This is a genomic window from Microvirga sp., from assembly GCF_014699075.1.
Lineage (GTDB): Bacteria > Pseudomonadota > Alphaproteobacteria > Rhizobiales > Beijerinckiaceae > Microvirga.
This window is the reverse complement of record NZ_JACXAB010000001.1, coordinates 26001-51726: the sequence shown is the minus strand read 5'-3', so window position 1 is coordinate 51726 and position 25726 is coordinate 26001. Positions and strand designations below refer to the sequence as shown.

The window sequence follows — 25726 nt, the reverse complement described above, 5'->3', positions numbered from 1 at the left end:
GTGACACTTGGGACGTAGGCCTTCCTCGGCTATGACAGGCCCTTAACAGCCCCTGGTATACGAGGACGAGCATGACGAAGGCGGTTCTAGGAATCATCGGCGGATCGGGGGTCTATGATCTGCCGGGCCTTGAGGACATGTGCGAGGAGCGCATCACGTCCCCCTGGGGCGAGCCCTCCGACATTTTGCGCATTGGCCGCATCGGCGGAACGACGATTGCGTTCCTCCCCCGCCACGGACGCGGCCATCGCCTGTCGCCCTCCGACATCAACTACCGGGCCAATATCGACGTGATGAAGCGAGCCGGCGTCACCGACCTGATCTCGGTCTCGGCGGTCGGTTCGTTCAAGCACGAGTACCACCCAGGCTTCTTCGTGCTGGTGGACCAGTATGTGGACCGCACCCACAAGCGCGAGAGCTCCTTCTTCGGCCAGGGTTGCGTGGCCCATGTGCCCATGGCTCATCCGGTTGGCCCTCTGCTGCGCCAGCGCATCGCCGATGCCGCTTTGGCCGAGGACATTCCGTTTGCGCTGGGCGGCACGCTGGTCTGCATCGAAGGTCCGCAATTCTCCACTTACGCCGAGTCGATCACCTACAAGGGACTCGGCTACGACGTGATCGGCATGACGGCGATGCCGGAGGCCAAGCTCGCCCGCGAGGCCGAGATCACCTACGCGACCATCGCCATGGTGACGGACTACGATTGCTGGCACCCGGAGCACGACCATGTCGATGTAGCCTCCGTTGTTGCCGTGGCGCAGCAGAACGCCGCCAAGGTCGCGCGCCTCGTGGCCCGCGTCGCCCGCGACTTCCCAGCCGAGCACGAGCCGTGCCCTGCCGGTTCCGACCAGGCGCTTGAGGGTGCCGTCATGACGGCGCCATCCGCGCGCGATCCGGAACTGCTGAAAAAGTTGGATGCGGTGGCGGGCCGGGTGCTAAACCCTTCCAAAGCGTGATCACGGACCCATCGTCGTCAAACACTCAGGCAGGCTTGAACCCATGGACCAGCGTCTCCTCACCGACCTGAAGGCCGCGATCCGCTCGATCCCGGATTATCCCAAGCCGGGCATCGTGTTCCGCGACATCACGACCCTGCTGGGCGACGCGCGGGCCTTCCGGCGCTCCGTGGACGAACTCGTCCATCCTTTCGCGGGCGGTCGCGTCGACAAGGTGGCGGGCATCGAGGCGCGCGGATTCATTCTCGGCGGAGCCATCGCGCACCAACTCTCCTCCGGCTTCGTGCCGATCCGCAAAAAGGGCAAGCTGCCCCACGAGACGGTGCGGATCGCCTATTCGCTGGAATACGGCGTCGACGAAATGGAGATCCACACGGATGCCATCGGTCAGGACGAGCGGGTGATCCTCGTGGACGACCTCATCGCCACCGGCGGGACGGCGGTCGCCGCCACCCAGCTCCTGCGCCAGATGGGGGCGAACATCGTGGCCGCCTGCTTCATCATCGACCTGCCCGATCTCGGCGGAGCCCGGAAGCTGCGCGATCTCGGCGTCGAGGTGCGCAGCCTCGTGAGCTTCGAGGGGCATTGACGCCACACACTGTCACCCCGGGGCGGCGTAGCCAAGCCCGGGATGACAGCGGGGTAGAGCGGGGCGCCCTGAGCTGGCCCTCACCCCCGCCTTTCCCAGAACACCATGCCGTCGAAGGCGAAAACCGCCTCGCCGTGCTGGTTGGTGCCGGTGTTGTGGTGGAACACCAAGCCCCATTCCGGGCGGGACGCGGAGGGGCGCTTGGCCGTCACCGTGGTGCGGTAGGTGATCGTGTCGCCCGCATAGACGGGCTTCAGCCACTTCAGGTTCGAGAAACCCGGCGAGGGGCCGAGCCGGGCCGGGCGCTGGCCGTGGGCGAGCGCATAGGCGCGGATCCGGTCGCGATGCCCGACCATGTGCTTCATCCAGACACTGGCCGTATGCCAGCCCGAAGCACAGAGCGCCCCGAACAGGCTGCTCTTGGCAGCCTCAGCATCCACATGGAAGCGCTGCGGATCGTACTGCTTTGCGAAGCCGATGATGTCGTCCGGCACGAAGGTGTAGGAGCCTAATTCCTCCGTCTCGCCGATGATGAGATCTTCGAAATAGGGATTTGAGGAGATCGGCGGGATTTCGCGTTGCGGATGGTCGCCGGGCAGCGAGTCCGCCACAGCGTTGAGGACTTTGCTGTTGTCGACCGCAAAGGGCTCGGCATCGCGGGTTGCGAACATCACCCAGTTGGTCTGCGTCAGCACCGTCTCATCGGCTTGGTTCACCATGTCGAAATGCAACTGCACGAGTCCCAGCGTCGGCCTGCTCTTGGAGATACGGCTCTCCAGGACCTTCACGTGCGAGCGCAGGGTATCGCCCGGCCTCACGGGCCTCACCCATTTCACCTCCTCGATGCCCGGAGCGCCCATGGCGGACGAGTCCAGCAGCAGCCCATCGGCCACAAGGCGCATGTTGAGGCTGCAGGTGTGCCAGCCCGAGGCGATCAGGGTGCCGATGAAGCTGTCTTTGGCCGCTACCTCGTCCACATGGAAGGGCTGGGCATCGTATTCCCGCGCGAAGGCCAGGATGTCGTCCTTCGACACATGGAGGGGCCCGAGGGTTTGAGCGAAGCCGACCGGCAGATCTTCGAATGTGCGCATGAGCAGTCCCCTGTCAGGACCTGCCCTAGCACAACGGGCCTCCCGATGGGAGGCCCGCTTCAGTGTGAGTGGCTCTGGTTTAGGGCCGGAATGGCAGTTCCTAGAGTACGAACCAGCTCTTTTGCAGGTCGAAGCTTCCCTTGAGCCTGATGACGGCTTCTGCCGTCTTGTCGTTGTCTGTGTTGAGATAGACGTAAGTGTCCGTCTTGGTCTTCTCGTAGCGAACCTCACCGGCCTTGCTGAAGGCGTTCTTGCCGATGAAGCTGAAGTTCTGGTCACCGCGCTTGCTCGAGTTGGCATCCACCAGCTTCAGGTCGAGCCTGTCGCCCTGCCGGCCCGAGAAGTCGGTGATATAATCAGCCCTGCTCTTGGACGTGCCGGTGTCCCGGTCGTCGAAAACGAACACGTCCCGGCCGGTGCTGCCCGTCATCGTGTCCTTGCCGAGGCCGCCGATCAGCCGGTCGTTGCCGATCCCTGCGCTGAGCAGGTCGTTGCCACCGACGCCGGACAGCACATCGTTGCCGTATCCGCCCTTGATGACGTCTGCCAAAGCGCTTCCGACAGCTCGCTCAGCCTGCGAGTCACCAATCGTTACATCGATTCGCTGGGTGAGCTTCGCTCCGAACGAATCTGTAACGGTCACCGCATCGTGTGTTTCTGCGCCTGCTCGTAGTCGAGCAGCACGCCGTTGGCCACCCTGAGCGTCCCGTCCGCATCGAGCGAGAAGCGGCCGCCTGCATTGTCTACAAGGGTAAACAGGTGCTTGTCGTTGGCATCGTCCGTGACCGAGAGCTTGCCAATGGGATGTCCTGTCTTGCTGTTCTCCTCAATCACGTTACCGACCAGATTAACGCCGCTCGGTGGAACGTTTTGGATGCTGTCAAAGTCTACCTTGATATCGGAGAACTGGAAGATCTCGGCTCCGGTGACCGTATCGGTCCCATCACCATTGGCGCGCTTGTCCTTGATCGTGAGAACCTCACCATTGCGGGTGACCTCGTAGTCGGACCGCTGGCCGGTGAAGACAACCGTATCCTGGCCGCCCCTGCCGTCGAAGCTGTTGTTGGCGCTGTTGCCATGGAACGTGTTGGCGAAGCCGTTGCCTGTGAGGTTGATGGCGGCAGCGCCGTCAGCCCTGAGGATCTCCACATGAGATGCTCCGCCAAGCGTATAGTTTACGCTTGAGACGAGCGTGTCGATGTCGCCGGAGTCGGCTTCGATGATTCCGTCGTTCTGATTATCGATCCGGTACGTGTCGTTTCCACCACGACCGTCCAATGTATCCGCACCCGCGTCGCCATTGATGACGTTGGCTGCATCGTTGCCGATGATGGTATTGGCAAGCGCGTTGCCGGTGCCGTTGATGGCAGCGGTTCCCAGGAGCGTCAGGTTCTCCAGGTAGTCGGAAAGGCCGTAGGTTCCGCTGGTCTCAACAGTATCGATGCCACCAGCATCGACTTTGCGACCGTCAACTTCAATCGTCTCGTCGATGGTGTCGTCTGCGCCCACCACATAGGTGTCGTTGCCGCCCAGACCTCTGAGCGTATCCGCACCGCCGCCGCCATTAAGGCTGTTGCGGCCCGCATTGCCGATGAGAATCTGTCCTAGCGCATTGCCGGTCAGATTAATGTCAACTGTGCCAGCATTGGCTTGAAGCAGTTCTACTGCCTGACCAACGCTCAGGGTAAAGGACTCTGATGCATGAATCTCGTCCTGGCCCGTATCTGCACCGCTCTCAACCACCGCATTGCTGCCATCGACATAGTAGATGTCGCCGCCTGCGCCGCCCTCGAGCGTATCTGGCCGCCCTTGCCGTCGAGGATATTGGTGCCACCATTGCCGATGATGATGTTATCGAGAATGTTGCCCATGCCAGTCTCGGCGCCGTCGAGAAGGATCAGGTTCTCCAGGTTGCCGCCGAGCGTGTAGTTCTGCGCGGACCTGACTGTGTCGGTTCCTTCCTCAGCTCCTTCGACGATGGTGTCATCCCCGTCGAGGATGTAGGTGTCGTCCCCTCTACCGCCGTCCAGCCTGTCGGCTTCTTCTCCGCCGTTGAGCGTGTCCGATCCGTCTCCGCCAGTGAGGATATCGACGCCATCCGCACCGGAAAGGGAGTTCGCCGCATCGTTGCCGGTGATGGTGTTGGCAAGGTCGTTGCCATTGCCGTTGATGGCAGTGGTTCCAAGAAGGATAAGGTTCTCAAGGTTCGCGCCGAGAGTGTAGTTGTTCACCGCAGTGCGGACAGTATCGGTGCCACCAGCATCAACTTTCACGCCATCAACTTCGATCGTCTCGTCAATCTTGTCGATTCCATACACCACGTAGGTGTCGTTGCCAGCTCCGCCCTCAAGTGTGTCCGCACCGCCGCGGCCATCCAGAACATTGGTTCCTTCATTGCCGATGAGACGCTGCGCGAGCTCATTGCCGGTCAGGTCAATAGCGGTCTCGCAGTCAGCAGGCCAAGCCCGCAGGATTTCGACGGCTTGACCAGCCCCCAGGGTGAACGACTCCGTTGCGCAAACCTCGTCAGTACCCTGGTTAGCAAGTTCGAATACTCGGTCGCTGCCGTCGACATAGTAGACGTCACTGTCTGCACCGCCGTTGAGGGTATCCGCTCCTGCATCGCCAGAGATAGTGTCGTTGCCGGCGCCGCCGTATATGGTGTCGTCGCCGTCGTCGCCAGCGAGGGTGTCGCCGAGATCCGTGGTGCTGCCGCTGAGGTCCAGCTTGAGAATCCGACCATTCATGCCGAGGACGTACAGGTTGCCTTGGCCGTCCTGGCCGAAAGAGACGAACTGCCATGCCCCTACCGAAGTGTTGTTCGGGAAGGCGATCCGGCTTGTAATGTTGACAGGTTGGGAGCCAGCGACGCGAAGATCGATGGCAAAGATCTGGCCGTTGCCGTAGTCGCCGAAAATGTAATGCCCCTTGAACTCACCCGGTCCTTCGTAGACATATCCACCGGTGATGGATCTGCCCATGACGTTGTGCTGGTAGGCGTATACTGGGTCTGTATAGCCGTTTCCTTGGGGCCCGTCGGCTTGAGCGCCACCGGTTGTCGGCCGCCAGCCGTAGTTCGCGCCGGCTGTGCCAATATTGATCTCTTCGTACGCTCGGTCGCCTACATCCGCGATGTAGAGCCTTCCGTCCTCATCGAAGCTGCAGCGCCACGGATTGCGCAGGCCAACGGCCCAAATGGCGGACGGCGCAAAGGTGCCATTGATATTCACAAAGCTAGTGGGATTGTCGGTTGGGATCCCGTAGTTGTTGTTCTCGTCCCCTGGAAAGCTGTCCCCATTCACATCAATTCGCAGGATCTTGCCTTTCAGGTTTACTGAACCACCCTGCATGATGGTTTGGGAGTTGTTGGCGTCCTGATCTTCGCCCGTGGCGATGTACAGCTTTTTGTCGGGACCAAATTCCATCCAACCTGCTCGATGATTGGAAGTGGCATAATCGATCGTCATGATCGTCTTGGGCGGAGCGGTCGGACCTGCGGCAAGATTTTCCGGATTGAAAATGTACTCCACGATAACCTGGTCAGTTCCGGATGCTGTTGAAGCAGTATAGTTGACGTATAACTTCCCGCGATGAGGGCTCCCCGCAAGAGCAAATTCCGGATGAAGTGCCAGGCCGAGAAGGCCCGTCTCATTGCCACTGCTTATTGGGGAAATTGTGAGAATGGTCTCCGCGGCAGCGGTGGGATTCTGGAGATTTACAACTTTGACCAGTGCTTTCCCTATTCCATTCTCATCCATAAATCCTTTTTCAGCAACGAAAAGGCGATTGGCGTCTCCGGCCGGGGCCGTGGCGAAGACTGTCTGGAACATGCCTGTTCCAAATTGCGTCGCTGTGGGAGAGGACGGATCGTATCCATAGATCGTGTCGGCCCCATTAGAGCCTGTGATATTATCGGATGCGGAAGTACCCGGATAAGTCGCCATAGTCGTTGCCCCACATTGAAAGTGTTACTTGCCTCCATCTGTTGCTGAGGGGCTTGGCTGGGACAACTCTCTGAACGGGGAGGGTTCTTGACGAAGGGGCAGGTTTGTCTCGTTCCGGCAATGAAAAGCCTGTCAAACACAACCATGACTCCTGAGCCCATCACGCCGCGGCAATTGGCAGCATTTAGGGAGAGAACTGCCCCGCCGCGTGGTGCGCCAGTCGGATCGGCTCGGGCAGGCGGTACTTTGGCGAGCAGCGCAGCACGACTTCGGTGGCCGTCGGAATGTCCGCGAGGTGGCCCGGCGAGATGAACATAGGGTTCTTCGCCGTGCGAGTGCGCAAGGCCACGCCGATGGTCTCCTTGCGGTCGATGAGCGGCGCGGCAGAGCCTTTCTCTTCGGCCAGATCCTTGTAGCGACCGCAGAGCAGCGTCTTGCCGCAGCCGATGGTCGGGCGCTGGAGCCACAGGCCCATATGGCTGGCGATTCCAATGCGGCGGGGATGGGCGATGCCCATGCCGTCGAAGAGGAACACGTCGGGCACGGTTTTCAGCTTCTCGAACGCCTCTTCGAGCACCGGTCCTTCGCGGAAGCTCAAGAGTCCTGGAACGTAAGGAAAGGGCGTCGGGCGCTGCGCCAGCACCGTCTCCACCGGCAGGAAGCCCGGATAAGTGACCACCACGATGGCAGCTTGCGACTGCTCGTTCTTCACGCTCACATCGACGCCCGCCACCAGCTCGACCGCGTCGAGGTCGATGGGGCGATCGGACACGACCTCCCTGCGCAGCTCCTGCTGCAGGGCGATGGCCTCGGAGGGGGAGAGGTTCCAGTCGTGGCGATGGTGTAGCTTCATGATCCGACATCGAAGAGGACGAGGGCTCAACGCTCAAGGTTCGGGATCGATCCCTTTCAAGCCCGGGGCGCCGGACCAAAGCCAGCAAATCCTATGGCCAAGCCTATGACATCACTACGGGAAACCCCTTAGGGACATTGTCTGAATATCGTCCTCGGTCTGGCGGGTATACACCCTTGATCACTAGACGAAGTCCAACAACGAGGATGTCATGTCTCGCGTATCTGCCGCCGCCGGTCTTGCGGCCCTCGGCACCGGCCTCTGGGCGTGGCCTGCCGAAGCTCATGTGAAGTGGTTCGCCCCTTATATCGTCGATGCCGCCCCGCAGCCGATTTCCGCCACCCTGACCAACGTGTGGTTCTGGAACGGCATCGGCCTGGTGCTCGCCTTCTTCCTCGCCACGCTCATGATCGAGCGCACATTCGTCGGTCGCGGCATCCAGTCGGGCCTCGACCGCGTCAGCGCCCCGTTGTGGAGCCGCGCGGACGACTTCATGCGCGTGTCCATCGGCGGCTTCTTCGTGGCGATCTTCGCCGTCGGCGGGGTCTATCTTACCCCTGATCTCAAGACGGACTACGAGCTCATTTCCTGGGCGCAGCTGCTGATCGCCATGTGCGTGTTCTCGCGCCGGACGATGCCGATTGCCGCTGCCGGCATCATTGCCCTCTGGGTGGTGGCGCTGCGGGAATACGACCTGTTCCACCTGCTCGACTATCTGGCGCTCGGCGTTGCCGTCGCGGCCTATCTGGTGCTGGCCTCGTCCGATGACGAGAAGTGGCGCGCCCGCCGGTTCCTGGCCCTGCGCTGGGGCATCGCGATTGCTCTCATGTGGTCGAGCCTGGAAAAATTCGCCTATCCGGAGTGGTTCTATCCGCTCGTGGAGGAGAAGCCTTTCCTGACCTTCGGCATGCCGCGTGACGTGTTCATCCCGATGGCCGGCGTCGCCGAGTTCACCATGGGCTTCGGCCTGCTCTGGACCGCGCTGGTGCGCCGTCTCTCGGCCGTGGCTCTGCTGGTGATCTTCTTCACCGCCGTCTACCCGTTCGGTCGCATCGACCTCGTGGGTCACGCCCTGATCATGGCGGCCCTGTTCCTGGTTGCCGCCGATCCGTGCCGCGAGGCCAAAGCGGTTGCCGTGAAGATGCCCAATGCCCTGCCGCGCTTCGGCAGCCTGGCTTCGGTTCCTGCGGGACTTGCGGTGGCCCTCGTGGTGCTGGTGAGTGGGTACTGGGGACTGCACGGGGTGTTCTATGGTGCCGAGTATGGGATCGAACGGCAGATCGAACAGACAACCCATTCCCACAGCAAGGAATACCCGCACGGGCCTCAGCCCAAGCCTGAGAACCGCAGCCATCACTGACCAAGCTGAAGCCGGGCCGCTCATAACGGCCCGGCTTGATCTTTCGCAAAGAATGACCGAACGGGATGGAGCATCGTGCCTCCATCCCGTTCGGTTTTGAGGAGATCCGATTTGGCGCATTCAGCCGCAGGCCGCAGCATCCCGATCATCAGCCCGGCCGAGGGCGTGACGGAGGCAATGATCCGCGAACTCGTGGAGACGTTCTATGACCGGGTGATCCGCGATCCGGAACTCGGGCCGATCTTTCACACGGCGCTCTCCGGGCGATGGAGCCGGCACCTGGCCCTGATGGTGGATTTCTGGTCGTCGATTGCCCTGCGGACGGGCCGCTACCAAGGCAAGCCTCAGGCGGCCCATATGGGCATGAGCCTCACGCCCGAGCTTTTTGCACGCTGGTTGTCATTGTTCGAGCAGACGGCGAAGGAGCTGTTCGAGCCGGATGTGTCGGCTTTCTTCGTGGATCGGGCCCGACGGATCGCCGAGAGCCTGCAGATCGGCCTCGGGAGCCCTGCGGCTGCCTTGAGGCTTTAAGACTACCGTTCCCACCACTCAAGCTCGTCATTGCCGCTCTTGGGCAGCAGGGATGAGATGCCGATCATGAGAAAGCCGCAGGCCACGAGCACACCGACGAAGAATTCGGCACTGCCGAAGCAAGGGGAAAAGAAAGTCTCGAAAAAAGCCTGCATGAAGCCACCCTCCATGCAGGCTTTGTCGCATCATGGCCCTGAACGCATGAAAAAGCCCGTGTTCAGGATTCCGACAGGTTGATGAGGAGCCACTAGAGAAAACCTGAGCCTCATCCTGAGAGGCTGGCTCATAAAAGACCGGCAGCCTTTCTGACGTCATCACCGGCCTTGTGCCGGTGATCTCGATGGCTTGAAGCGCCGTGCTTTTCAGCATCGGGATGGCCGGCACAAGGCCGGCCATGACGAAAGCCGAGGCGTGTTCCTCTTTATGAGCCAGACTCTGAGGAGGACCTCTAGCTCTGTCTCGAAGGACGAGGCGTCTCTAGAGAGCACTGGACCCTCCTTCGAGACGCCGCTTCGTGGCTCCTCAGGATGAGGGGAAATTGTTAGGCTCTATGTGTTGAAGCGGAAGTGCATCACGTCGCCATCCTGGACAATATATTCCTTGCCCTCCAGCCGCAGCTTACCCGCATCGCGCGCGCCGGCCTCGCCCTTCAGGGAGGTGTAGTCCGTGTACGCAATGGTCTCGGCGCGGATGAAGCCCTTCTCGAAATCCGTGTGGATCACGCCGGCAGCACCGGGAGCCTTGGTGCCCTTGGTGATCGTCCAGGCGCGGGCCTCCTTCGGGCCGACGGTGAAGTAGGTGATGAGGCCGAGCAACTCATAACCGGCGCGGATCACCCGGTTGAGGCCAGGCTCGGCAAGGCCAACCGCGTCGAGATAATCCTTCTGCTCGTCGGGCGGCAGAACGGCGATCTCGCTCTCGATCTTGGCCGAGACGACCACGGCCTTCGCGCCTTCTTCCTTCGCGCGCTCGAAGACCTTGGCCGAGAAGGCGTTGCCCTGGTCGGCGGAGGCCTCCTCCACGTTGCACACGTAGAGAACGGGCTTGGAGGAGAGGAGGCCCAGCATCTGGAACAGGCGCTCTTCTTCGACCTTGCGCTCCACCATGCGGGCGGGCTTGCCTTCACGCAGAAGGGGCAGGGTGCGGTTGACGAGGTCGAGGGTTTCCTTCGCCTCCTTGTCGTTGCCCTTGGCCTTCTTCTCAAGCGCGGTGACGCGCTTCTCAAGGCTGTCGAGGTCGGCCAGCATCAGCTCGGTCTCGATGGTCTCGATATCGGCGATCGGGTCGATCTTGCCTTCCACGTGGGTGATGTCCGTATCCTCGAAGCAGCGCACCACATGGGCGATGGCATCGACCTCGCGGATATTGGCCAGGAACTGGTTGCCGAGGCCTTCACCGCGGGACGCGCCGCGCACGAGGCCGGCAATGTCCACGAAGGTGAGGCGGGTCGGTATGATCTGCGCCGAGCTGGCGATGCCTGCAAGCTGGTCGAGCCGGTCGTCCGGCACCGCCACGTCGCCCACATTCGGCTCGATGGTGCAGAACGGGTAATTGGCCGCCTGTGCCGCAGCCGTCTGCGTCAAGGCGTTGAAGAGGGTGGACTTGCCCACGTTCGGCAGGCCGACGATGCCCATTTTGAAGCCCATGGCCTCACTCCTTATGGTAGCCGGGCTCTAGCCGGCGTTGTTCTTGCCTTCGGCAGCCTTTTCTCCGGGCCGCTTCACGTCCGTCCAGCCTCTCGCCTCCATGGCGAGGTGGACCTTGTTCTGAAAGCTGCCGTCCTCACCCTTGGCGAGAAGGGCAGCACTGTCCGCGATGATCCGGCACAGGTCATCGACCCAAGCCTCCTCGCTCTTGCCGAAATCGCCCAGCACGTGGCTCTGCACGAGAGCCTTGTGGCCCGGATGGCCGATGCCGAGGCGCACGCGGCGATAATCGTTGCCGCAATGGGCCGAGATCGACCGCAGGCCGTTATGGCCCGCATTGCCGCCGCCGATCTTCACGCGCAGCTTGGCCGGCGGCAGATCGAGCTCGTCGTAGAAGACCGTCACGTCGTGGAGCGGGATCTTGAAGAAGTTCTGCGCTTCTCCCACGGCCTGGCCTGACAGGTTCATGTAGGTCTGCGGCTTGATCAGCAGCACCTTCTCGCCCCCGATCACCGCATCGGCGGCCTCCGCGTGAAAGCGCTTGCGCCAGGGTCCGGCATTGTGCACGCGTGCAACCTCATCCACGGCCATGAACCCGATATTATGACGGTTCCTGGCGTAGCGGGATCCGGGATTGCCGAGGCCGACGAAGAGGCGCATCGCTTGGTCCTGCTCATAAGAAACGCTCCGGCCTTGCGGTCGGAGCGTTGAAGCCGATCGATGGGCTTGAACGCCCTATCAGAGCCTTTAGGCCGCAGCGGTGCCTTCGGCAGCAGCCGGAGCCGCATCCTCTTCCGTGAGGCCGGTCGGGGCCACAACGGTGACGAGGGTCATGTTCTCGGTCGAGGTCGCCTTGGCGCCGTTCGGCAGGGCAACTTCGTTGAGGTGGATCGACGAGCCAATTTCGAGGTTTGCAACGGAAACTTCGATAAAGTCCGGAATCGAGTCGGACGGAACGAGCAGTTCCACCGAGTGCTCGACGATCTGGAGAGCGCCGCCGCGCTTCACGCCCGGGCTCTTCTCCTGGCCGACCACGTGCACCGGAACCACGACCTTGATCGCCTGACCCTGCGAAAGGCGCAGGAAGTCGATGTGAATCGGGAAGTCACGGACCGGGTCGAGCTGGTAGTCGCGCGGAATGGCGCGGATCGTCTGGCCGTCCACGTCGATCTCGAAGATCGTGGTGAGGAAGTGACCGGCGAAGATCAGCTGCTTGGTCTGGTTGAAGTCGAGGGCGATCGCCTGGGCCGGCTGGCCGGCTCCGTAAATGACGGCGGGAACTTGGCCTTGGCGACGAACGGCCCGGGCGGCCCCCTTGCCGGCCCGGTCGCGCGCCACGGCCTTGATTTGCTTTACTTCGCTCATGGTCGTGGTCCTTGATAAATGGATTGGAAAAACCGATGGCCGCCAAGGTCCTAAAACCTATCGGCGGCCATGAGGTCAGCGCCCGTGCCTCCAAGGGTGTCGAGCGGGCGCGGCATCCCTATAAGGTAAATCTCCACGAAAGACAATCATTTCAGGAGATCCGGCATCCCGGCCCCTCAGAGGCCTACGGATAACAGCCATACCGCTCGAGATAGCGCATTTCCTTCACCCGCTTTCGCCAATTCTCCTCGGGATTGCCGATGCGGGGTAGGGGCCAGTGTGGTTCTTTCCCCTTGGGAAGGGCGACGATGTTGGTGTCGCCCACAACTCTAGCCGAGCTGTCGGACCGCTGGGAGGCCGATGCTGAGACGAAGGGAGCGAAAAACCAGTAGGTATCATAGCCCCACTGGTCCAATAATTTGATCAACTCGACCGTCTTGGGTGATGCATGAGCCTCGCAAAACAGGATAGGCCTGTCCCGCTGGATTGTCTCCTGCGCTCCACGAACCACCTCCAGGTCGTATCCTTCCACATCGATTTTGATGATGCTGAGGGGTGGAAGCGCCAACGAATCCAGTCTGCGGATGATGACCGGAACCTTGTCTCCACTCTGGCTTCCACGTCCGACGGCTCCGAAGTTCGTCTGGGTAGTCAAGGCAGGAGTGGCGAATTCAATAATTCCGTCAGCCTCACCTAAGGCCCAGGGATAGGCTTCGATGGACATCAATCCATTGAGAGTCACGTTCCGCATCAGGAGCCGGAAGATCGGCAGTTGCGGCTCAAAGGCAAAAACGGACAGTCCTGGCAGTGCCTTGGCGATCGGGATGGACACAGTGCCGATGTTGGCACCTACATCGCAGACAGCACCGTCAGGTGACAGGTGGGCGAGCAGGAAATCGACTTCAGCCCGGGCAAATTCGCCCGCCGAGGCAAGACATGGCCCGATCGTTTGATCGGCACTTGGATATAGAAAGAGCGCGTCGAATGCGATGGCGCTGGAAACCTGTCTCATCTCACCTCTCCAGGAATGGGTAGGTTATAACGGACGGGATAGATCCGGCCTAGCGCCTCGGCTGCGCTCAAACGATATCAGTCGAACAGGCTCGACACCGAGCTTTCCGTCGCCGTGCGGCCGATCGCTTCGCCCATCAGGGACGCGATGGAGATGACTCGGATGTTGTGGGCCGCCTTCACCGCCTCGGTCGGCATAATGGAATCAGTGATCACGAGCGCCTTGAGGCGGGAGCTGGCGATGCGGGCCACAGCGCCGCCGGACAGCACCCCGTGGGTGATGTAGGCGTAGACCTCCTTCGCCCCGTTGGCGAGGAGCGCATCGGCGGCGTTCACCAGGGTGCCGCCGGAATCGACGATGTCGTCGACCAGGATGCAGGAGCGGCCGGACACGTCGCCGATGATGTTCATCACCTCGGACTCGCCGGGGCGATCGCGGCGCTTGTCGACGATGGCAAGCTGGGCATCGATACGCTTGGCGAGCGCACGGGCGCGCACCACGCCGCCCACATCCGGCGAGACCACCATGCGGTTGCCGCCGTCCAGGTGTTCCTTGATGTCGCGCGCCAGGATCGGCGCGGAGAACAGGTTGTCGGTCGGGATGTCGAAGAAGCCCTGGATCTGGCCGGCATGGAGATCAAGCGTCAGCACACGGTCGACGCCCGCATGGGCGATCATGTTGGCCACCAGCTTGGCCGAGATCGGCGCGCGGGAGGCGGACTTCCGGTCCTGCCGGGCATAGCCGAAATAGGGGATCACCGCCGTGATGCGGCGGGCCGAGGCCCTGCGCAGCGCATCCGTGATGATCAGGAGCTCCATGAGATGGTCGTTCGTGGGGAATGAGGTCGACTGGAGGATGAACACGTCCTCGCCGCGAACATTCTCCTGGATCTCGACGAACACCTCCATGTCCGCGAAACGCTTCACCTGGGCTCTGGCCAGGGGAACATTGAGATAGGCGGAGATGGCCTCCGCCAGCGGACGATTGGAATTTCCCGCAACGAGCTTCATGAAAGCAACTTTGGCTCTGTGTGACCGACGATGCCCGTTGCGCAACGCCGTATTTCCTGCGCCTTCGGGCGCAAGGGTCTTAGCAGCGATATCAAACCGTCACAATACACGTGAGCGGCTTTGATGGGCCGCAATACCGGGTTGTTGCCATGCGATTACTGCATTGCAACCGGGTTCTCCTCATCCAGTGTCCCCGTGGGCTGAGCCTCCGCCGTCTGGATCGGCGCATCGGCTCTGGCCGGAGGCTCGGACTTGGCCGCACTCAGGAATTCGGCGATCTCGCCCATGCTGGACTGAGCCAGCTTGGCGAGAGCCTGCTTGTCGAGGGACGAGATGGAAGCGGCTGGAACGGGGCTCGACCCTTCCAGGCGCTTGGCCCGGCGCTTCTGAGAGTCGAACACGTCCCAGACATAGGCCACCTTGGTTTCGCCGTCCTCGGTTGCGGTCGAGAGATAGCCGCGGACCCGGTAGCGCGCCGCGGCGCTGGCGCCGACCAGCTCGACCTTGCGGTCGGTGGCCGCGGTGGCGAGCTCCTCGGCCAGGGCGGTGCGGATTGGAGCCGGCGCCCCGTCGATGCTCTCGAGAGCAACGGGGATGCCCTCGGGCGATGCGCTGAATGTGCCTTGGCAGGCTCCCAGAGCCGCCGTCAGCATGATCGCGGCGATCCGCCGTGCAAGCGCCATTCCGCCCATGAAAGCCCCCGTTCTTGTTCTTCGTAACGAAGTCTTAAGCTTAACGGGGCCTCCCGTCCAGTTCAGCCGTGCTTGCGCAGCCGGATCGCAAGCGAATCGAGCCCCAGGGTGACGAGACCCGCCACCAGCCCCCAGAACGCCGAGCCGATGCCGAAAAGCGTCAGGCCGGAGGCTGTCACCGCCAGAGTGATCACGGCTGGAAAAATCTTGGACCCCTCAGACAGGGCGGAGCCTAAGGCTCCCGCGAAGGCTCCCAGGAGGGCCAAGCCCGCCACGGTCTTGATGAGTTCCGGCGGCAGCGCCGCAATCATGCCGATCAGCGCCGCGCTGAAAGCGGCAAAGACCAGATAGCTCAAGGCGTAGAAGGGGCCGACCATCCAGCGCTTGGTAGGGTCGGGGTGGGTATCGGGTCCGGTGCAGATCGCTGCCGAAATGGCCGCGAGATTGCTCGTGTGGGCGCCGAAGAGGGCAGTGACCACGGAGGCCAGCCCGGTCACGGCCAGGATCGGGCGGGAGGGCGGCTGATACCCGGAGGCCCTGAGCACGGCGAAGCCCGGCAGGTTCTGAGACGCCATGGTCACCAGAAATAGGGGCAGCCCGAGCCCGATCAACACCGCAGGCTCGAAGGCAGGCGCGATGAAGGTGAGGGAGGAGAGGCTTAAGTCAGAGGCCAGAGGCCGGGCCATTCCGCCGCCGAAGGCGATGCCGAGGCCCACGAACAGCACAGCGAGCACGGCCAAGGCTGGATTGAACAGGCGCACCACCAGGAAGATGCCCACGAGGGGAAGCACGAGGCCGGGCGCGCCCTGTGCACTCTGGAACACCCCGACCACGAACTGAAGCAGCACGCCCGCCAGCATCGCGGCTGCGATGGATGTCGGAATGCGCTCGATTGCGCGCCCGAACGGCTTGATGAGGGCTGCCAGCACGATGAGGGCACCGGCCAGCAGGAACGCGCCGACAGCGGCGTGGATGGAGATGCCGGCTGAAGCCGCGATGAGAGCCGCGCCCGGTGTCGACCAGGCGGTGATGACCGGCATGCGATAGCGGACGCTCAGGAAGCCGCTGCTCGCCGCCATGGCGAGGCACAGGGCCGCCACCCAGGAGGAGGTCTGCGCCGCATCCGCGCCTACGGCCTGCGCCGCCGCGATGATGATCGCAATCGTGCTGCCGAATCCTACCAGGGCCGCCACGACAGCGGATGTGACGATCGACAGGCGCATGATCCGGCTCCAGGCTGCATTCCAGGAGCTTTGCCGTTTAGCCCGAACGGCAGGGCTGCGCCAGTTCGTCGGAGGCACTTTCCTCACGCCTCCCGAGCCCTTAAATCTCCCCCATGAGTCGCAACACCACCAATGACGTCCCGCCGGACATTCTGGACAACGAGGAAGACGATCAGTCTGTCGCCCTTGAGAGCGGCTCGGACGTCGAGTTCGACCTGGAGGCCAATCCGGGCTCGGTCCAGCGCGGCACCGAGGTCATCCGGCATTTCTGGAACACGCTTCCCAATGCGCCCGGCGTCTACCGCATGCTCGATGCGAAGGGCGACGTTCTCTATGTGGGCAAGGCCAAGAACCTGAAGAACCGCGTGGGCTCCTATGCCCGCGGGCAGGCCCATTCGAATCGCATCGCCCGGATGATCGGCGAGACTTCGTCGATGGAGTTCGTCACTACGGCAACGGAAACCGAGGCGCTGCTGCTTGAGGCCAACCTCATCAAGCAGCTGAAGCCGCGCTACAACGTGCTGCTGCGGGACGACAAGTCGCTGCCCTATATCCTGCTCACCGCAGACCACGAAGCGCCGCAGCTCGTGAAGCATCGCGGCGCGCGCAAGCGCAAGGGCGATTACTACGGCCCCTTCGCCAGTGTCTGGGCGGTGAACCGCACCATCAACGCGCTCCAGCGCGCGTTCCTGCTGCGCTCCTGCAACGACAGCTACTACGAGAACCGCACGCGGCCGTGCCTGCTGTTCCAAATCAAGCGCTGCTCGGGTCCCTGCACCAACGAGATCTCGCACGAGGATTATGCTGGGCTTGCCGCCGAGGCGCGGGCGTTTCTGTCGGGCAAGTCGAATGCCGTGAAGCAGCGCATCACCGAGGAGATGCAGCAGGCGGCCGAAGACCTTGAATTCGAGCGCGCGGCCCGCTGCCGCGACCGCTTGGCGGCGCTCTCGGCCATTCAGGGCGTTCAGGGCATCAACACCCAATCGGTGGAGGAGGCGGATGTGTTCGCCCTCGACGAGCAGGCGGGGCAGTTCTGCGTCGAGGTGTTCTTCTTCCGCAACTGGCAGAACTGGGGCAACCGCGCCTATTTCCCGAAGGCCGACAAATCCATGAGCCGGGAGGAGGTTCTCGGCTCCTTCATCGCCCAGTTCTACGACGACAAGCCGGCACCGCGCCTCGTCCTGCTCTCGCACGAGATCGAGGACGCGGAGTTGATGGCGGCTGCGCTGTCGACCAAAACCGACACGAAGGTGGAGATCCATGCGCCGCAGCGGGGCGAACGGCGTCAACTCATCGAGTACGTGCTTCGCAATGCCCGCGAAGCGCTCGGCCGACGGCTTGCGGATACAGCCTCTCAGCAGAAGCTTCTCGTCTCCCTCGGCCAGGCTTTCGGCCTGTCGAAATCGCCCCGGCGGGTCGAGGTCTACGACAACTCGCACATCATGGGCACCAACGCTGTAGGCGCCATGGTGGTAGCAGGGGCCAACGGCTTCATGAAGCAGCACTACCGCACCTTCAACATGAAGTCGGAAGACCTGAAGCCCGGCGACGATTACGGCATGATGCGCGAAATGCTTCAGCGCCGCTTCGCCCGTCTGGTGAAGGAGGAGCCACGTGCTGCTGACGAAGATCGCGCCGCGCCGCAGGGAGACGACGGATTTCCCGCCTGGCCCGATCTCGTGCTGATCGACGGTGGCAAGGGGCAGCTTGAAGCCGCGCGCCAGGCGCTTGCGGAGGTGGGCGTGAGCGAGGATGAGGTGGCGCTCGTCGGCATTGCCAAGGGGCGCGACCGCGATGCCGGGCGCGAGACCTTCTTCAAGCCGGGCCAGCCGCCCTTCAAGATGCCGCCGCGGGATCCGGCGCTCTATTTCGTGCAGCGCCTGCGCGACGAGGCGCATCGCTTCGCCATCGGGGCGCACCGGGCCAAGCGCAAGCGTGAACTGGTCAAGAATCCCCTGGACGAGATCCCCGGCATCGGCCCGACGCGCAAGCGGGCGCTCCTGCACCATTTCGGCACGGTCAAGGCGATTCAGCGGGCGGCCCTGGAGGATCTGATGAAGGCGCCTGGCGTGAATGCCGCTACGGCCCGCGCCGTCTACGACTTCTTCCACGAGCGAGGCTAGGATTCGGGTGCGGCAGGACCTGGAGGACATCGCGGTGGCGTTTCGCAATTGCCGGCTTCTGCAATTGACGGATGATCCGTCCTCATGCTTCCTGCGGGTGTGATGAAGTCTGCTCCTTCCATCGGCCGCTCCAAGGCCTTCAACCTGGCCAACATGCTGACCTACGGTCGGCTGGTGGCCGTACCGGCCGTGGTCGGCCTGCTGTTCTGGCCCGAGGACCACTGGTCCCGCTGGGCCGCCCTGATCGTCTTTGCGCTCGCGGCCATCACCGACTACCTCGACGGCTATGTGGCGCGCACCTTCGCTCAGCAATCGGCCCTCGGGCGCATGCTCGATCCCATCGCCGACAAGCTTTTGGTGGCTGCCTGCCTGCTGATGCTGGTGGCCGACGGCACCATCCATGGCTGGGCGCTCTGGGCTGCCATCGTGATCCTGTGCCGCGAGATCCTGGTCTCGGGCCTGCGCGAGTTCCTGGCCGAGCTGAAGGTGAGCGTGCCGGTGAGCCGGGTGGCCAAGTGGAAGACCACCCTGCAGCTCGTGTCGCTCGGCTTCCTGATCGCTGGTCCTGCGGGCGAGACGGTGCTGCCGAACAACACCCTGATCGGCATCATCCTGCTCTGGGTGGCGGCGGTTCTGACGCTTTATACCGGATGGGACTACTTCAAGAACGGCATCCATCATCTCATGGACGAGGGCTAGAGCCATGAAGCTCGTCTACTTCGCATGGGTCCGCGAAAGGGTCGGGAAGACCGACGAGGATGTCGAGGTGCCGGAAGGCATCGGGACCGTGGTTGATCTGGTGCGCTGGCTGAAGAGCCGGGGCGACGAATATGAATACGCCTTCGAGAATGAAGGCGTTGTCCGAGCGGCTATCGACCACGTCCACGCCAAGCCCGAGGCCTCCATTGCCGGCGCGCGCGAGATTGCTTTTTTCCCGCCCATGACGGGAGGCTAGCCCCTTGAGGGGCGGCACCGCCATGGCACGCATGATCAGTATCCAGGCCGAACCCTTCGATGTTTCCGCCGAGACGGCGGCCCTGACCGGGGGGAGGGCGGATATCGGCGCTGTGGTGGCCTTCACAGGCCTGTGCCGGGACGAGGGCGGACGGCTCGCGGCCCTCGAGCTCGAGCATTATCCCGGCATGGCCGAGGCCGAGATCGACAGGATTGCCGAGCAGGCGGAGAAGCGCTGGCCCCTGCTGGGGCTGACTGTGATCCACCGCTTCGGCCGGATTTCCCCCGGCGAGGAGATCGTGCTGGTCCTGGCCGCCAGCGCCCATCGCCTGGTCGCCTTCGAGGCGGCGTCCTTCATGATGGATTACCTGAAGACGCAGGCTCCGTTCTGGAAGCGCGAGCACCTCAAGGACGGCACCACTGGCGCCTGGGTCGAGGCCAAAGAGGCCGATGATCACGCTATGGCGCGGTGGGCCTGATCCCTCAGGCTCGGATGCCCTCCTGAAGCGCCTCCGGCGACGGCCAGAGATAGACGACCACCGGCCATTCCCGGGCATCGACCCTGACCACGACTGCCTTGACCACCACGCCTCCGATGGCCTCGTAGAAGGACCGGAACGGGTTCTGCTCGAAAGCCCCGATGGAGACCGGGCCCGGAGCATGGACCTTCAGCCACTCGGCGGCCTCCAGGAGGAGCTGGCGTCCGGCGCCTCGGCCTTGATGCTCCGGCGCGACGTAGAGCAGCGTGACCTGTGCTGCCGACCCTACATCGTTCCGATCGCCGAGGCGCGCGGCAAGGAAGCCTGTCACGTGGCCCGCCTGCTCTGCGACGAGCAGCAGTTCCGCGTTCGGGTCGAACTGGGTTGAGAGCCACGCCCCTACCTCTCGCGCTCGATAATCGGGGTCGATGCGCGGACCGAGTTCGCTTTTGGGCATGAAGCCGGAATAGGCTTGGCGCCAGCCGTCAGCCAAAATCCGCCCGATGGCTGCGCTGTCGGCCGGGGTTCCGGGACGGATCGAAATGTCAGGTGCAGGAAGGGTCATCAAGGCTACGCGGCATCGGAGGTTCATATCCTTGACCTTATGCCGGGAAAGGCAGACCATTGCGAGACATGACACGCGGAGATGCCTCATGCGCAGTGTCGTCCTTGTCTTCAGCCTGATGGTTTTGGCGTCGGCGAACGCCCATGAGCGGCCAGCGCTGCCCCAGCAGGTACAGGCTCCCGATCACAATCCGCTTGATTGCTACTGCCGGGCGCAGGGAAAGATGTTCGCACCCGGAGAAAATGTCTGCCTGAAGACGGCTGAAGGGGCGCGGCTCGCCCAATGCCGCATGGAGATCAATGTCATGTCCTGGAGCGTCACGGAAACGCCCTGCCCGGAGACATAAAAAAGCTGCCGGGAAGCACCGCGGCAGCGTGAAAAACCATGAAGCTCGTGGAGCGGCTCGCCGGGAGCCGCAGAGACCCCCTCAGAAAAGACCTGCCACGACGGCAAGAATGAAGGAGGAGGAGGCGCAAACGGCTACGATGTTGAGCTTGGCACTCCAGTCGAGATCGGATGTCAGATTCATCGTAGCCCCTTTCCTATAGGGGTTGATCCCCTCTATGAATGGATAGGTAAGGTATCAAACCTGCGGGGACCTGAGAAGCGCCTGCCGAGCTGATCAGGCTGTACAAGGTGGCTTTCGGAATGGTTAACAAATCCTTAACGTCTTGAATTCGCTGGCCTGCAATCGTTTTCACAAGCGTGCGAAAAAAGTTCCTGCTCTATTGTGTCGCACCTTGGTTGCACCGTGCCTTCCATCTCCATGCCCGTGGTCGGACAGGCCGAATCGAAGGATGAAGGCGGCCAGCACCGATTGACGTTGACGAGATATTTACGGGCCTGTTGCTAGCCTCCGGCCATGCGTCGTGGGTTAGTTGCGTTTTTTGCCCTATCGCTCGTTGGGCTCGGGGTCACCGGTTGCGGACTGTTTCGGTTCGAGCAGCGCGAGCCTTGGCGCGCGCAGGCTGAGGAGGCCTGCCTGTCGCAGCGGCTCGTTCAGCCTTCGGCCTACATGGCCCTGAGCTCCAAGATCGAAGGCCCCGGCGTCTGCGGCATGGATTATCCGTTCAAGGTCTCGGCCTTCAACAACGGCGCCGTCGGCCTGAAGTCCAAGGTGACGCTGGCCTGCCCGATCATCCCGCGGATCGATACCTGGCTCGACGAGATCGTGAGGCCGGCCGCCGAAATGTATTTCGGCGTGCCGCTGGCCGACCTCAAGGCGGGCTCTTACTCCTGCCGCCCCCGCAACAACCAGCGGGGCGCCAAGCTCTCCGAGCATTCCTTCGGCAACGCGCTGGATGTCATGGGCTTTGCCCTGACCGACGGGCGGGAGATCTCGGTCGTCAATGGCTGGCGGAGCCGGGATCCCGCCGAGCAGGAATTCCTCCGCGAGGTCTTCGTCGGCGCCTGCCGCTACTTCACGACCGTTCTGGGGCCGGGCTCCGACGCTTTCCACTACGATCACTTCCATATCGATCTGGCGCGCCACGACCCGAAAGGGCAGCGACGCATCTGCAAGCCGATCCTGAAGTTTGCGCCCCGGATCGACCCCGAGAAGAGCCAGGAGGTTCTTCAAAGCGTGGCCGCCGCGGGCGATCTGGCTCCGGTGGATCTTGAGCAGGACGTGCCGGAAGGGGAGGCTTACATCCCGCCTGCGCCGCCTCCGGCCCCTGCGCTGGCTGCGCCCGTGGCTCCGCCACCGCGCTACTCGTCCTCGAACGGCTATCCGGCCGATCTTCCCGGTCCTGGCGGTGCCAGGGGCTCGCCGCCATCCTATCCCCAGCCATCCGCCGGCCGGCCTCCGGAGCAGACTTATCTCTCGCCGCAGTCCCAGGGGCGTCCGGCCAATGCGCCGATGATGCTGAACAGACACGCCATCTATTAAACCATAAGCGGAGCCTTGACCTTCTGGGGCTTCGCCCACATGGTCGATGGAACAGAATCCGAAGACCTGTTGGAGCATCCGAATGAAGTGGCTGGCGGCTTTCATCTCCTGCATGATGTTGAGCGCACCTGCGATGGCCCGCGAGATCACCCCTGCGGAGCGGCGGGAAGAGCCTTTCGACGCCTCGCTGCCGGCCTGTGCGGATCCGTCCGTGCTCCATGACATCAGCGTGAATTTCCGGAACAAGGAACACAAGTTCTGGAACTCCAACCTGCAGATCGTCGCTTTCGAACGGGTGCAGCAGGTTGCCTGGCGTCCTTGGGGTCTCGACTACATTCCCCGCCGCTACTGCACCGGAACGGTGGTCGTGTCCGACGGCTACAAGCACAAGATCAACTTCTCGATCCGCGAGGATCTCGGATTTATCGGCATCGGCTGGGACACGGAGGCCTGCGTGGACGGCTTCGACCGCCATTATGCCTTCGCGCCCCATTGCAAGCAGGCTGCTCCTTGATCCTGCGCTGGTGCCTCTCGTTTGCAGGCGCCTGCTTTCTCCTGCTCTCTCCCACGGCGGCTCAGGGACCGCGGGAGGCGAGGGGCGCCCCCATGGGGCAGTTCGACTTCTACGTGCTCGCGCTCTCCTGGTCGCCGGGCTTCTGCGAGAACAGCGGCAGCCGGAGCCGGCAATGCGACAGCGGCAGTGGCCTCGGCTTCGTCACCCACGGCCTGTGGCCGCAGAACGAAAAAGGCTATCCCAGCTTCTGCGAGCCCAACGGGCGCTTCGTCCCGCAGGCGGCGATCATCGAGGCCGACGGCCTCTTTCCTGACAACAACCTGGCGCGCTACCAATGGCGCAAGCACGGAACCTGCACGGGAGAATCTCCAAGCGGCTACTTCCAGGCTGTTCGACGCGCCCGCGAACTCGTGCGCATTCCCGAGAGTTTCAAAGGACTGGACAGCCGCCCACGCGTGCTGCCGAACGAGATCGAGCAGGCTTTCCTGAACGCCAATCCAGGCTTGCGCCCCGACATGATTTCGGTTTCCTGCGGGCGGCGCATCTTCCAGGAGGTGCGCATCTGCTTGGCCAAGGATCTGCGCGGCTTTCGCCAGTGTCCCGAGGTTGACCGCGACAGCTGCCGCGCGGGCGAGATCACGGTTCCGGCGGTGAGATAGCGCATCTCCCGAATGTGCAGCCTGCTTTCGGGCCCGATGCTTTAGGACAGACATGAACTACCGCCACGCCTTTCACGCCGGCAACTTCGCCGACGTCATGAAACACGCCCTTCTGGTGCGGATCCTCACCTATCTGCAGCGCAAGGAGACGCCGCTTCGCGTCATCGACACCCATGCGGGAATCGGCCTCTATGATCTGACGGCTGACGAGGCCGAGCGAACCGGGGAGTGGATCGACGGAATTGGGCGCCTGGACGAAGCTTTTGCTCCCGAGGTGGAAGAGATCCTTGCTCCCTATCGCAAGGTGATTGCCGATGTGCGTGCCCGGCATGGAGAGACCATCTATCCCGGCTCTCCCGGCATTGTGCGGGAAATCCTGCGGCAGCAGGACCGGGGTGTGCTCGTGGAATTGCACCCCGCCGATCATGCGGTGTTGAGCGAGGCTTTCAATGAGGTTTCCAACCTGAAGGTCATGCATCTCGACGCTTGGACGGCCCTGCATGCCCTCATCCCACCCAAGGAAAAGCGTGGGCTTGTCCTGATTGACCCGCCCTACGAAAAGCCGAACGAGTTGGAGCGTCTCGGCACGGAGCTTCTCGCCGCATTGAAGAAATGGCCGACCGGAATCTACGCCGGCTGGTATCCGATCAAGGATGTGGGGCCTGTTGACGCGGTGGCCGAGCAACTCCACCGGGAGAGTTCGCGTCCGGGGCTGCGGCTCGAGCTCTATGTGGATGATCCGCGCGATACAGCACGGCTCAACGGCAGCGGGCTCTTCGTTCTCAATCCGCCATGGTCGTTGAGGGAGGAGGCGGAGGTTCTTCTGCCCGCTTTGGCGGAGCGCCTGTCGCGCAGCGGCTACGGCGCTTATCGCTGTGAAGCCTTCGGACCCCCTGCTTAAAACGGATTGCCGCACGCGCCCCGACCGTTCATGACTGGCCCCAGTCTCTTCAATCCAGGGGTTTTCTCATGCTCGTTCTCCGCTCATCACCCGCCTCACCATTCGGCCGGAAGGTGAAGCTCACCGCCGCAATTCTTGGTCTCTTGGACCGGATCGAGATCGTGGATGCAGATACGCTGAACCCCGGGGACTCGATCCGCCAGCAGAACCCCCTGGGCAAGATCCCGGCGCTCATCCTCGAGAACGGGGATGTACTGTACGATTCCCGCGTGATTGTGGATTATCTCGATCATCTTGGGGGCGGGCGCGTCATCCCGAACGGGCCGGAGCGGTTCACCGCCCTGCGCGATCAGGCGCTGGCCGACGGCATCATGGATGCGGCGCTGTTGCAGGTCTATGAGGGCCGCTTCCGCCAGGAGGACAAGCGCGAGCCGAAATGGGTCGACCATCAGGCAGACAAGGTCCGCCGCGGCCTCGATCATGCGGAGGCTCATCTGTCGACCCCCGGCCAGAATCTGCAGATCGGCCAGATCGCCCTGGCTTGCGCCCTGGGCTATCTCGACCTGCGCTTCGGCGGACGCTGGCGTGAAAGCCATCCGAAACTCGTGGCGTGGCTTGCCGATTTCGAAGCCCGCGTTCCGGCCTATGCGAAGACCAGGGTCACGCCCTGAAACAAAAAAGGCCCGGGGTGACCCGGGCCTTTTCGTCGATCGCCGAGGCGATGGATCTTAGTAGGTGCCGAAGCGGAAGTTCAGACCAGCGCGGATCACGCCGAAGTCGGTCTCGCCGTCGAAGCCGTCGAAATCGAAGTCGTCGTCGTTCTCGAGGTTGACGTAGAGGCCTTCGATCTTGGCCGACAGGTTGTTGGTGAAGGCGTACTCCAAGCCACCACCCACGGTCCAGCCGGTGGAGTCGTCAGCGAAGGCGAAACCGCCGGTTGCGTAGATCAGAGCGCGGTCGAAGGCCACACCGGCGCGAGCACGCACCGTGCCGAACCAGTCGCTGGACTCGAACACGCCATCATCGGGGCCGTCGCCGTCGATGTCGAAGGCGCCTTCACGGCCGAAGTCGGCGTACTGGATGTCGCCTTCGAGACCGACCACGAACGAGCCGATCTGGTAGTTGTAGCCCACCTGGGCGCCGCCGACGAAGCCGCCGTCGTCCTCGTCATCAGCGAAGTCGATCGCGTCGAAGTCGTCGTTCGACCAGCCGTAGCCGGCGTTCACACCGACGTAGAAGCCGGTCCAGGTGAAGATCGGAGCAGCGGCAATGATCGGAGCCGGAGGAGCGGAGCGGACCGGCAGGTCAGCAGCGGCAGCAGCCCCGGCGAAGCCGAAGAGAGCGACGCTGGCGAGAAGAATCTTCTTCATG

The 25726-nt window shown here is 62.8% G+C and carries 30 protein-coding genes and 1 pseudogene; 15 read left to right on the top strand and 16 right to left on the bottom strand.

The features are described from left to right. Nucleotides 1–71 precede the first annotated feature (71 nt). Together IC232_RS00315 and IC232_RS00310 are read left to right on the top strand one after the other, a co-directional pair. On the top strand, nt 72–956 hold the full coding sequence (locus IC232_RS00315) for an S-methyl-5'-thioadenosine phosphorylase (protein WP_190842740.1): 885 nt from the start codon (nt 72–74) through the stop codon (nt 954–956). A gap of 43 nt (nt 957–999) precedes the next feature. Next, a complete protein-coding gene (locus IC232_RS00310; RefSeq protein ID WP_190842737.1) occupies nt 1000–1545 on the top strand; it encodes an adenine phosphoribosyltransferase in 546 nt (181 codons plus the stop codon). An 80-nt stretch (nt 1546–1625) separates the two neighbouring features. On the opposite strand, the gene IC232_RS00305 is transcribed toward IC232_RS00310, so the two are convergent. The 6 genes and pseudogenes from IC232_RS00305 to nfi all read right to left on the bottom strand — a co-directional run bounded on the left by IC232_RS00305 (nt 1626) and on the right by nfi (nt 7433). Beyond that, the gene (locus IC232_RS00305; protein WP_190842735.1) at nt 1626–2636 is read right to left on the bottom strand and encodes a MaoC family dehydratase; all 1011 of its coding nucleotides are present in this window, start codon (nt 2634–2636) and stop codon (nt 1626–1628) included. A 100-nt stretch (nt 2637–2736) separates the two neighbouring features. Then, nucleotides 2737–3279 carry a hypothetical protein gene (locus tag IC232_RS32800; RefSeq protein ID WP_312895083.1) on the bottom strand — a complete coding sequence of 181 codons (543 nt, stop codon included), beginning with the start codon at nt 3277–3279 and terminating at the stop codon, nt 2737–2739. Then, nucleotides 3276–4379: a hypothetical protein gene (locus IC232_RS00295; RefSeq protein ID WP_190842733.1), complete on the bottom strand. Its 1104-nt coding sequence runs from the start codon at nt 4377–4379 to the stop codon at nt 3276–3278. Before IC232_RS00295 ends, IC232_RS32800 begins: the two co-directional genes overlap by 4 nt. Next, complete coding sequence (locus IC232_RS00290; RefSeq protein ID WP_246811980.1) at nt 4316–6466, bottom strand: PQQ-dependent sugar dehydrogenase; 2151 nt, start codon at nt 6464–6466, stop codon at nt 4316–4318. Before IC232_RS00290 ends, IC232_RS00295 begins: the two co-directional genes overlap by 64 nt. A 39-nt stretch (nt 6467–6505) precedes the next feature. Next, nucleotides 6506–6580 (bottom strand): annotated as a pseudogene (locus IC232_RS33180) (hypothetical protein); the annotation flags it as partial. A gap of 184 nt (nt 6581–6764) precedes the next feature. After that, on the bottom strand, nt 6765–7433 hold the full coding sequence (gene nfi / locus IC232_RS00285; protein ID WP_190842729.1) for a deoxyribonuclease V: 669 nt from the start codon (nt 7431–7433) through the stop codon (nt 6765–6767). A 211-nt stretch (nt 7434–7644) separates the two neighbouring features. Here nfi and IC232_RS00280 point away from each other — a divergent pair, with 211 nt between their 5' ends. Together IC232_RS00280 and IC232_RS00275 are read left to right on the top strand one after the other, a co-directional pair. Next, complete coding sequence (locus IC232_RS00280; RefSeq protein ID WP_246811979.1) at nt 7645–8793, top strand: hypothetical protein; 1149 nt, start codon at nt 7645–7647, stop codon at nt 8791–8793. Between the two features lie 111 nt (nt 8794–8904). Further along, nucleotides 8905–9324 (top strand): group III truncated hemoglobin, encoded by a 420-nt coding sequence (locus IC232_RS00275; RefSeq protein WP_190842726.1) that lies wholly within the window; start codon nt 8905–8907, stop codon nt 9322–9324. A gap of 2 nt (nt 9325–9326) precedes the next feature. On the opposite strand, the gene IC232_RS00270 is transcribed toward IC232_RS00275, so the two are convergent. From IC232_RS00270 to IC232_RS00255, 4 genes are all read right to left on the bottom strand, one after another. Further along, on the bottom strand, nt 9327–9479 hold the full coding sequence (locus tag IC232_RS00270; RefSeq protein ID WP_190842723.1) for a hypothetical protein: 153 nt from the start codon (nt 9477–9479) through the stop codon (nt 9327–9329). A 393-nt stretch (nt 9480–9872) separates the two neighbouring features. After that, nucleotides 9873–10970: a redox-regulated ATPase YchF gene (gene ychF / locus IC232_RS00265; protein WP_190842721.1), complete on the bottom strand. Its 1098-nt coding sequence runs from the start codon at nt 10968–10970 to the stop codon at nt 9873–9875. A gap of 27 nt (nt 10971–10997) precedes the next feature. Then, on the bottom strand, nt 10998–11630 hold the full coding sequence (gene pth / locus IC232_RS00260; RefSeq protein ID WP_190842719.1) for an aminoacyl-tRNA hydrolase: 633 nt from the start codon (nt 11628–11630) through the stop codon (nt 10998–11000). An 87-nt stretch (nt 11631–11717) separates the two neighbouring features. Beyond that, entirely contained in the window at nt 11718–12335 is a 618-nt protein-coding gene (locus tag IC232_RS00255) for a 50S ribosomal protein L25/general stress protein Ctc (protein ID WP_190842716.1), read from the bottom strand. 35 nt (nt 12336–12370) lie between these two features. Between IC232_RS00255 and IC232_RS00250 the strand changes: the two genes are divergently transcribed. Next, the gene (locus IC232_RS00250) at nt 12371–12529 is read left to right on the top strand and encodes a hypothetical protein (RefSeq protein WP_190842714.1); all 159 of its coding nucleotides are present in this window, start codon (nt 12371–12373) and stop codon (nt 12527–12529) included. On the opposite strand, the gene IC232_RS00245 is transcribed toward IC232_RS00250, so the two are convergent. The 4 genes from IC232_RS00245 to IC232_RS00230 all read right to left on the bottom strand — a co-directional run bounded on the left by IC232_RS00245 (nt 12520) and on the right by IC232_RS00230 (nt 16272). Beyond that, entirely contained in the window at nt 12520–13347 is an 828-nt protein-coding gene (locus tag IC232_RS00245) for an FkbM family methyltransferase (protein WP_190842712.1), read from the bottom strand. The two genes, IC232_RS00250 and IC232_RS00245, sit on opposite strands and share 10 nt — an antisense overlap. Before the next feature lie 77 nt (nt 13348–13424). Next, complete coding sequence (locus IC232_RS00240) at nt 13425–14357, bottom strand: ribose-phosphate pyrophosphokinase (RefSeq protein WP_190842710.1); 933 nt, start codon at nt 14355–14357, stop codon at nt 13425–13427. A 155-nt stretch (nt 14358–14512) separates the two neighbouring features. After that, a complete protein-coding gene (locus IC232_RS00235) occupies nt 14513–15049 on the bottom strand; it encodes a hypothetical protein (RefSeq protein WP_190842708.1) in 537 nt (178 codons plus the stop codon). 62 nt (nt 15050–15111) lie between these two features. After that, nucleotides 15112–16272 carry a benzoate/H(+) symporter BenE family transporter gene (locus IC232_RS00230; protein WP_190842705.1) on the bottom strand — a complete coding sequence of 387 codons (1161 nt, stop codon included), beginning with the start codon at nt 16270–16272 and terminating at the stop codon, nt 15112–15114. A gap of 113 nt (nt 16273–16385) precedes the next feature. On the opposite strand from IC232_RS00230, the gene uvrC reads away from it, so the two are divergent. The 4 genes from uvrC (at nt 16386) to IC232_RS00210 (ending at nt 19828) form a co-directional block, all read left to right on the top strand. Next, nucleotides 16386–18395, top strand: coding sequence for an excinuclease ABC subunit UvrC (uvrC, locus tag IC232_RS00225; RefSeq protein WP_190842703.1), 2010 nt, complete (start codon nt 16386–16388; stop codon nt 18393–18395). A gap of 102 nt (nt 18396–18497) precedes the next feature. Continuing rightward, entirely contained in the window at nt 18498–19094 is a 597-nt protein-coding gene (gene pgsA / locus IC232_RS00220; RefSeq protein WP_246811978.1) for a CDP-diacylglycerol--glycerol-3-phosphate 3-phosphatidyltransferase, read from the top strand. Between the two features lie 4 nt (nt 19095–19098). Continuing rightward, a complete protein-coding gene (moaD, locus tag IC232_RS00215) occupies nt 19099–19350 on the top strand; it encodes a molybdopterin converting factor subunit 1 (RefSeq protein ID WP_190842699.1) in 252 nt (83 codons plus the stop codon). A 22-nt stretch (nt 19351–19372) separates the two neighbouring features. Beyond that, complete coding sequence (locus IC232_RS00210) at nt 19373–19828, top strand: molybdenum cofactor biosynthesis protein MoaE (protein WP_190842697.1); 456 nt, start codon at nt 19373–19375, stop codon at nt 19826–19828. Between the two features lie 4 nt (nt 19829–19832). Here the strand turns inward: IC232_RS00210 and IC232_RS00205 are convergent, their stop codons facing one another. Continuing rightward, nucleotides 19833–20393, bottom strand: a complete 561-nt coding sequence (locus IC232_RS00205; RefSeq protein WP_190842694.1) for a GNAT family N-acetyltransferase — start codon at nt 20391–20393, stop codon at nt 19833–19835. An 88-nt stretch (nt 20394–20481) separates the two neighbouring features. Between IC232_RS00205 and IC232_RS00200 the strand changes: the two genes are divergently transcribed. From IC232_RS00200 to IC232_RS00175, 6 genes are all read left to right on the top strand, one after another. After that, entirely contained in the window at nt 20482–20739 is a 258-nt protein-coding gene (locus tag IC232_RS00200; protein ID WP_190842692.1) for a hypothetical protein, read from the top strand. Nucleotides 20740–21255: 516 nt separating this feature from the next. After that, nucleotides 21256–22281, top strand: coding sequence for an extensin family protein (locus tag IC232_RS00195; protein WP_190842690.1), 1026 nt, complete (start codon nt 21256–21258; stop codon nt 22279–22281). A gap of 82 nt (nt 22282–22363) precedes the next feature. After that, entirely contained in the window at nt 22364–22795 is a 432-nt protein-coding gene (locus IC232_RS00190) for a hypothetical protein (RefSeq protein WP_190842688.1), read from the top strand. Continuing rightward, entirely contained in the window at nt 22792–23454 is a 663-nt protein-coding gene (locus IC232_RS00185) for a ribonuclease T2 family protein (protein ID WP_190842686.1), read from the top strand. Before IC232_RS00190 ends, IC232_RS00185 begins: the two co-directional genes overlap by 4 nt. A 52-nt stretch (nt 23455–23506) precedes the next feature. Further along, the gene (locus IC232_RS00180) at nt 23507–24355 is read left to right on the top strand and encodes a 23S rRNA (adenine(2030)-N(6))-methyltransferase RlmJ (protein WP_190842684.1); all 849 of its coding nucleotides are present in this window, start codon (nt 23507–23509) and stop codon (nt 24353–24355) included. A gap of 68 nt (nt 24356–24423) precedes the next feature. Beyond that, entirely contained in the window at nt 24424–25026 is a 603-nt protein-coding gene (locus tag IC232_RS00175; protein WP_190842682.1) for a glutathione S-transferase family protein, read from the top strand. A gap of 57 nt (nt 25027–25083) precedes the next feature. Here IC232_RS00175 and IC232_RS00170 read toward each other — a convergent pair whose 3' ends face one another. Continuing rightward, nucleotides 25084–25725, bottom strand: coding sequence for an outer membrane protein (locus IC232_RS00170; RefSeq protein ID WP_190842680.1), 642 nt, complete (start codon nt 25723–25725; stop codon nt 25084–25086). Nucleotide 25726: the final 1 nt, after the last annotated feature.

Coding starts and splice junctions, on each gene's coding strand:
- ychF (WP_190842721.1), bottom strand. CDS start 10,970: ATGGGCTTCAAAATGGGCATCGTCGGCCTGCCGAACGTGGGCAAGTCC.
- pth (WP_190842719.1), bottom strand. CDS start 11,630: ATGCGCCTCTTCGTCGGCCTCGGCAATCCCGGATCCCGCTACGCCAGG.
- IC232_RS00195 (WP_190842690.1), top strand. CDS start 21,256: ATGCGTCGTGGGTTAGTTGCGTTTTTTGCCCTATCGCTCGTTGGGCTC.
- IC232_RS00290 (WP_246811980.1), bottom strand. CDS start 6,466: ATGTTCCAGACAGTCTTCGCCACGGCCCCGGCCGGAGACGCCAATCGC.
- IC232_RS00190 (WP_190842688.1), top strand. CDS start 22,364: ATGAAGTGGCTGGCGGCTTTCATCTCCTGCATGATGTTGAGCGCACCT.
- IC232_RS00210 (WP_190842697.1), top strand. CDS start 19,373: ATGGCACGCATGATCAGTATCCAGGCCGAACCCTTCGATGTTTCCGCC.
- IC232_RS00245 (WP_190842712.1), bottom strand. CDS start 13,347: ATGAGACAGGTTTCCAGCGCCATCGCATTCGACGCGCTCTTTCTATAT.
- IC232_RS00180 (WP_190842684.1), top strand. CDS start 23,507: ATGAACTACCGCCACGCCTTTCACGCCGGCAACTTCGCCGACGTCATG.
- IC232_RS00240 (WP_190842710.1), bottom strand. CDS start 14,357: ATGAAGCTCGTTGCGGGAAATTCCAATCGTCCGCTGGCGGAGGCCATC.
- moaD (WP_190842699.1), top strand. CDS start 19,099: ATGAAGCTCGTCTACTTCGCATGGGTCCGCGAAAGGGTCGGGAAGACC.
- IC232_RS00255 (WP_190842716.1), bottom strand. CDS start 12,335: ATGAGCGAAGTAAAGCAAATCAAGGCCGTGGCGCGCGACCGGGCCGGC.
- IC232_RS00280 (WP_246811979.1), top strand. CDS start 7,645: ATGTCTCGCGTATCTGCCGCCGCCGGTCTTGCGGCCCTCGGCACCGGC.
- pgsA (WP_246811978.1), top strand. CDS start 18,498: ATGAAGTCTGCTCCTTCCATCGGCCGCTCCAAGGCCTTCAACCTGGCC.
- IC232_RS00205 (WP_190842694.1), bottom strand. CDS start 20,393: ATGACCCTTCCTGCACCTGACATTTCGATCCGTCCCGGAACCCCGGCC.
- nfi (WP_190842729.1), bottom strand. CDS start 7,433: ATGAAGCTACACCATCGCCACGACTGGAACCTCTCCCCCTCCGAGGCC.
- IC232_RS00235 (WP_190842708.1), bottom strand. CDS start 15,049: ATGGGCGGAATGGCGCTTGCACGGCGGATCGCCGCGATCATGCTGACG.
- IC232_RS00305 (WP_190842735.1), bottom strand. CDS start 2,636: ATGCGCACATTCGAAGATCTGCCGGTCGGCTTCGCTCAAACCCTCGGG.
- IC232_RS00175 (WP_190842682.1), top strand. CDS start 24,424: ATGCTCGTTCTCCGCTCATCACCCGCCTCACCATTCGGCCGGAAGGTG.
- uvrC (WP_190842703.1), top strand. CDS start 16,386: ATGAGTCGCAACACCACCAATGACGTCCCGCCGGACATTCTGGACAAC.
- IC232_RS00230 (WP_190842705.1), bottom strand. CDS start 16,272: ATGCGCCTGTCGATCGTCACATCCGCTGTCGTGGCGGCCCTGGTAGGA.
- IC232_RS00270 (WP_190842723.1), bottom strand. CDS start 9,479: ATGCAGGCTTTTTTCGAGACTTTCTTTTCCCCTTGCTTCGGCAGTGCC.
- IC232_RS00170 (WP_190842680.1), bottom strand. CDS start 25,725: ATGAAGAAGATTCTTCTCGCCAGCGTCGCTCTCTTCGGCTTCGCCGGG.
- IC232_RS00200 (WP_190842692.1), top strand. CDS start 20,482: ATGCGCAGTGTCGTCCTTGTCTTCAGCCTGATGGTTTTGGCGTCGGCG.
- IC232_RS00315 (WP_190842740.1), top strand. CDS start 72: ATGACGAAGGCGGTTCTAGGAATCATCGGCGGATCGGGGGTCTATGAT.
- IC232_RS00250 (WP_190842714.1), top strand. CDS start 12,371: ATGGCCGCCAAGGTCCTAAAACCTATCGGCGGCCATGAGGTCAGCGCC.
- IC232_RS00310 (WP_190842737.1), top strand. CDS start 1,000: ATGGACCAGCGTCTCCTCACCGACCTGAAGGCCGCGATCCGCTCGATC.